This is a genomic window from Roseateles sp. P5_B10, assembly GCF_056400485.1.
Genome location: NZ_JBFULE010000305.1, coordinates 1 through 5,916, shown reverse-complemented (window position 1 = coordinate 5,916; position 5,916 = coordinate 1). Strand labels below are relative to the sequence as shown.

The window sequence follows — 5,916 nt, the reverse complement described above, 5'->3', positions numbered from 1 at the left end:
CCAGGAGATCGACCCGCGCGCCGTCGAGGCCTATTTCGCGCTGGGCTATGTGCCCGACCCCTGGACCATCTACCGCCACGCGCAGAAGCTCGCCCCCGGCCACCGCCTGCTCGTCAAGCGCGGCCAGCCCATCGGCACGCCGCAGCGCTATTGGGACGTCAAGTTCACGCTCGACGCCAAGATCGGTGAGGAAGAGGCCGCCGAGGAGCTGCGCCGGCGCCTGTCCGAGTCGGTCAAGCTGCGCCTGAAGGCCGAGGTGCCGCTGGGCGCCTTCCTGTCCGGTGGCGTGGACTCCAGCGCCGTCGTCGCGGCCATGGCCCAGCTGGACGACCAACCCGTCAACACCTGCTCCATMGGCTTCGACGACCCCAAGTTCAACGAGACCGAGTTCGCCCAGCAGGTGGCGGACCGCTATCGCACCAACCACCGCGTCGAGGTCGTCAGCAGCGACGACTTCGGCCTCGTCGACCTGCTGGCCCACCTCTACGACGAGCCCTACGCTGACTCGTCGGCCATTCCCACTTACCGCGTCTGTGAGCTGGCGCGCAAGCACGTCACGGTGGCGCTGTCCGGCGACGGCGGCGACGAGAGCCTGGGCGGCTACCGTCGCTACAAGATGCACATGATGGAAGAGCGCATGCGCAGCGCCTTCCCGCTGGCCCTGCGCAAGGGCGTGTTCGGCCCGCTGGCCAAGCTCTACCCCAAGGCCGACTGGGCGCCGCGCGTCTTCCGCGCCAAGACCACCTTCCAGGCCATCGCCCGCAACTCGGTCGACGCCTACTTCAACACCATGGGCCTGGTGCGCGACCCGCTGCGCCAGGAGCTGTTCAGCGACGCCTTCAAGCGCGACCTGCAGGGCTGGCATGCCAGCGAGGTCTTCCACCATCACGCCCAGCGCGCCAACACCGACGACCCGCTGGCGCTGATCCAGTACCTGGACATCCACACCTATTTGCCGGGCGACATCAACACCAAGGTCGACCGCGCCAGCATGGCCCACAGCCTGGAGGTGCGCGAGCCCCTGATGGACCACCAACTGGTCGAATGGGTCGCCTCGCTGCCTTCTGACCTCAAGCTGCGCGGCCAGGAAGGCAAATACCTGTTCAAGAAGGCGCTGGAGCCCATGCTGCCGCATGACGTGCTGTACCGGCCCAAGATGGGCTTCGCAGTGCCGCTGGCGCGCTGGCTGCGCGGTCCGCTGCGCGAGCAGACTCGCCAGGCCCTGCAGCAGGGCGCGCTGGCCCAGACGGGCTGGTTCAACCCAACCGTCATCGGCCGCCTGCTGGACCAGCATGAGCGCGGCGTGATGGACCACGCCCAGCCGCTGTGGGTGCTGCTGATGTTCGATGCCTTCCTGCGCAATGCAGGCCTGGGCGCCGCAACCGCGCGCGCCGCGGCCTGAACGATTTCAAGAGATAAAGGGACGACATGAAGGTTTCGGTTTTCGGTCTCGGCTACGTCGGCGCGGTCTCCTGCGCCTGCCTGCCCGAACTCGGCCACGAAGTGGTGGGCGTGGACATCAACCCGCTCAAGGTCGAGCTGATCGCTTCCGGGCAGTCGCCGGTCGTCGAGGAAGGCATCGAGGAGCTGATTGGCGCCGCCGTGAAGGCCGGCAAGTTGACGGCCACGCGCGATGTGGCCGCCGCGGTGCGCGACACCGAGATCTCGCTGATCTCGGTGGCCACGCCCTCACTGCCTAACTACATGCCCGACCTGACCGCGCTGGACGCCGTCGTCGGCCAGATCGGCGCCGAGATCGCCAAGAAGGACGGCCAGCACACACTGGTCATCCGCAGCACGGTCGCCCCGGGCACCACGCGCGCCCGCATCGCGCCGCTGCTGGAGAAGGCCGCCGGCCGCAAGATCGGTGATCGGCTGTCGCTGGTCTTCAACCCCGAGTTCCTGCGTGAGGGCTCGTCGGTCTCGGACTTCCACAACCCGCCGCAGACCATCGTCGGCAGCCTGGATGACGCTGGCGTGGAGGTCATGAAGCGCCTGTATGCCGGCGTGCCGGGCAACTTCGTCGCGGCCGACGTGGGCGTGGCCGAGTCGGTCAAATACCTGTGCAACGTCTTCCACGCGCTGAAGATCGTCTTCGCCAACGAAGCCGGCGCCGTGCTGAAGGAAACCGGCCTGGACTCGCGCGACGTGCTCGAGCTCTTCTGCCGCGACACCCAGCTCAACATCTCCAAGGCCTATCTGCGCCCCGGCTTCGCCTTTGGTGGCTCCTGCCTGCCCAAGGAGGTCAAGGGCTTCCTGACCATCGCCCGCGAGCGCGGCGTGAACATCCCCGTGCTTGGCGCGCTGCTGGACAGCAACGACGCCCACATCGGCCGTGCCTATGAGCTGATCGCCGCCAACGGCCGCAAGCCCGTGGCCCTGTTCGGCCTGGCCTTCAAGCCCGGTACCGACGACCTGCGCGACTCGCCGCTGGTGGTGCTGGCCGAGAAGTTGCTGGGCAAGGGCTTCGATCTGACGATCTACGACAAGTTCGTCAAGATCGCGCGCCTGCTGGGCAAGAACAAGGAATACATCGACCGCGAGATTCCCCACCTCGACAAGCTGCTGCAGGAGACGCCCGACGCCGTGCTGGCGCGCGCCGAGATCATCGTCGTCGGCCATGCCGACGCCGAGACCCGCCAGCGCATCATCGCGCTGGGCAAGCAAGCGCGCGTGGTCGACCTGAACGGCTACGCCGACCTGCGCGACGCTGGATTCGCACAGTACGAGGGCATCTGCTGGTGAACCGACTTCGGGTCGCGTTCGTCTCGCCGGTCTTCCTGTTCCCGGCCGATGCCGGCGGCAAGATCCGCACCGGCAACATCCTGCGCGGCTTGAAGGAGAGCGGCCAGTTCGACGTCACGCTGCTGTCGCCGGCCACGCCTGAGCAGCAGCGTGAATGGCAGGGCGAGCTCGACCGGATGTGCGGGCGCTTCATCGGCTGGCAGCCCAGCGAGCCGCGTCCCCGCTGGCAGCGTGCCCCAGACCTGCTGTCTTCCTTGCCCATCAACGTGGTCAACGACCGCACGCCGGCCGCGGTGGCCGCGGTCGAGAAGGCGCTGGCGGCCGAACGCTTCGACGTGGTCGTCTTCGACTTCGTCCACGCCGCCGTGCTGCGTCCAGAGAAGCTGAAAGGCGCGACGGTCTGCTTCACGCACAACGTCGAGGCCGAAATCTTCGAGCGCCATGCCAAGACGGCGGCGAGCGCGCCGCTGCGCTGGCTGTGGGCCTCGCAGGCGGCCAAGATGCGCCGCTTCGAACGCGAGGCGCTGGCCCGCTTCACGCGGGTGGTGGCTGTGTCCGAGCGCGACGCCAAGATGTTCGAGAAAAACGACGGGCTGAAGACGGCCCGCGCCATCCCCACCGGCGTGGACCTGGACTTCTTCTCCTGGCAGGCACCGGCTAACGGCAGCCCAACCGTCGTCTTCACCGGTTCGATGGACTGGGAAGCCAATGTCGACGGCATCCGCTTCTACATCGAAGAGGTGTGGCCGCGTGTGCGCGCCCAGGTACCGAACGCACAGCTGCGCGTCGTCGGCAAGAATCCGCCGGCGTCGCTGGTGCAGCGCAATGTTCCCGGCGTCAGCTTCACGGGTTTCGTCGACGACGTGCGTGACCATGCCCGTGATGCCCAGGCCTTCGTCATCCCGCTGCGTGTCGGCGGCGGCACCCGCATCAAGGCCTTCGAGGCCATGGCCATGGGCCTGCCGGTGGTGTCCACCAGCATCGGCATCGAGGGCCTGGACGTTGACGACGGCACCCACTTTCTGCGCGCCGACGGCGCCGAGGCGCTGGCCGAGGCGACGCTCAGGCTCATCCATGACGGCGCCCTGCGCCTGCAGCTGTCACAGGCGGCGCGTCGGTTGGTCGAGGCCCAATTCGGTCACCGCGTGGCCGCCGAAGTCTTCGGCCGCATCCTGATCGAAGCCGTGGAGGCCGTCGCGTGAGAAAGCTGAAGGTCCTCACCTTCTCGACGCTGTTCCCGAGCAGTGTTCGGCCCAGCCACGGCATCTTCGTGGAGACGCGGCTGCGCGAGCTGATGAAGAGCGGCGAGGTCGAATCTCGCGTCGTGGCCCCCGTGCCCTGGTTTCCGTCTACCAGCCCTCGCTGGGGCGACTACGCCAGGTTCGCCGCCACGCCGGCGCGTGAGCAGCGCAACGGCCTGGATGTGCTGCACCCGCGCTATCTGTTGCTGCCCAAAGTGGGCATGACGTTGGCGCCGCTGACGCTGGCTTTGGGCGCGCGTGGCACGGTGCAGAAGCTGATCGACGAGGGCTTCGATTTCGACCTCATCGACGCCCATTACTACTATCCCGACGGCGTCGCTGCGGCTTTGCTGTCCAAGTGGTTCAACAAGCCGCTGACCATCACCGCGCGCGGCACCGACCTGAACCTCATTCCCCAGTACGCCCTGCCCAAACGCATGATCGAGTGGGCGGCCGAGCGCGCATCAGGCTCCATCGGCGTCTGCGCCGCCTTGATGGACGTGCTGCGCGGCTGGGGCCATGACCCGGCGAAGCTGAATACCTTGCGCAATGGCGTAGACCTGGAGCGCTTCCGCCCCCTGCCGCAGGCCGACATGCGTGCGGAGCTCGGTGTGTCCGGCGAGCCGCTGCTGCTGTCCGTGGGGCACCTGATCGAACGCAAGGGCCACCACATCGCTATCGAGGCGCTGGCAGAGCTGGCGAAGCAACGGCCCGGAGCCCGTCTCGTCGTCATCGGCGAGGGCGAGGAGAGGGCGGCACTGACGGCGCTGGCAGCGCGTCTGGGCGTCGCCGACAAGGTGCGCCTGACGGGCTCGCTGCCCAACACCGAGCTGCTGAAGTGGTACAGCGCCGCCGACGTGCTGCTGCTGTGTTCCAGCCGCGAGGGCTGGGCCAATGTGCTGCTTGAGTCCATGGCCTGTGGCACGCCGGTCGCCGCCACCGATATCTGGGGCACGCCCGAGGTTGTTGCCGCACCCGAGGCGGGTGGGCTGGTGAGCGAACGCACGGGCAGCGCGTTCGCCGCGGCTATCGGGGCGTTGCTGGCCAAGGGTATAGACCGCGCGGCCACGCGCCGCTATGCCGAAAGCTTCAGCTGGCAGGCCACGACGGACGGTCAGATCGCTTTGTTCAAGTCCATCGCCGGAGTGGCCGCGCATGCGTGATCTGACATTGTTGGTGATCCTGGGCTGGATCTTCTTGCAGGCGTTCAGGCGGCCTTGGATTGGCATCCTCGGCTGGACTTGGCTGAGCATCATGAATCCCCACCAGCTGTCCTGGGCGCTGAAGACAATGCCCTTCGCCGCCGCCATCGGCGGAGCGACGCTGATCGGCCTCTTCATCACGAAGGACAGACGTGACTATTCGTTGAACCGCGAGAACGTCACGCTGATGGTCTTCATGCTGTGGATGTGCATCACCTTGCCGTTCTCGATGATCTTTGATCAGAGCTTCGAGTTGTGGAGCCGGGTCATGAAGATCGATCTGATGATCCTGGTCACCATGGTGTTGCTGCACAGCAAGCGCCACATGATGCTGCTGACCTGGGTGCTGGTCGCCTCTATCGGTTTCTTCGGTGTCAAGGGGGGCGCCTTCACGGTCCTGACCGGCGGCAGCTACAAAGTCTGGGGGCCCGAGAACACCTATATCGAGGGCAACAACGAGATCGCGCTGGCCATCGTCATCGTCATCCCGCTGATGCGCTTCCTGCAGATGCAGATGAAGGCCAAATGGGCCAAGACGACGATGACCATCTGCATGGTGCTGATGGCGATGGCGGCCCTGGGCAGCCATTCGCGCGGCGCTTTGCTGGCCATTGCCGCGATGGCGCTGGTGCTGTGGTGGCGCGGCAAGAACAAGATGGTGGGTGCGGTCACGATGGTCGTCGTCGCGGTGGCCCTGCTGTCGCTGATGCCGGCTGAATGGTGGGAAC

General features: G+C 66.7%; 5 protein-coding genes. All 5 read left to right on the top strand.

What is annotated here, in order from left to right; all coding sequences use genetic code 11:
* On the top strand, nucleotides 1-1,402 hold a 1,402-nt coding region (locus tag AC1DU6_RS17655), incomplete at its 5' end, for an asparagine synthase-related protein (protein ID WP_477858618.1).
* A 26-nt stretch (nucleotides 1,403-1,428) separates the two neighbouring features.
* Complete coding sequence (locus AC1DU6_RS17650) at nucleotides 1,429-2,745, top strand: nucleotide sugar dehydrogenase (RefSeq protein ID WP_477858616.1); 1,317 nt, start codon at nucleotides 1,429-1,431, stop codon at nucleotides 2,743-2,745.
* Entirely contained in the window at nucleotides 2,742-3,947 is a 1,206-nt protein-coding gene (locus tag AC1DU6_RS17645; protein ID WP_477858615.1) for a glycosyltransferase family 4 protein, read from the top strand. Before AC1DU6_RS17650 ends, AC1DU6_RS17645 begins: the two co-directional genes overlap by 4 nt.
* Before the next feature lie 5 nt (nucleotides 3,948-3,952).
* A complete protein-coding gene (locus AC1DU6_RS17640; protein ID WP_457356022.1) occupies nucleotides 3,953-5,149 on the top strand; it encodes a glycosyltransferase family 4 protein in 1,197 nt (398 codons plus the stop codon).
* A partial coding sequence (locus AC1DU6_RS17635; RefSeq protein ID WP_477858613.1) for a putative O-glycosylation ligase, exosortase A system-associated occupies nucleotides 5,064-5,916 on the top strand: 853 nt, incomplete at its 3' end. The genes AC1DU6_RS17640 and AC1DU6_RS17635, both read left to right, overlap by 86 nt.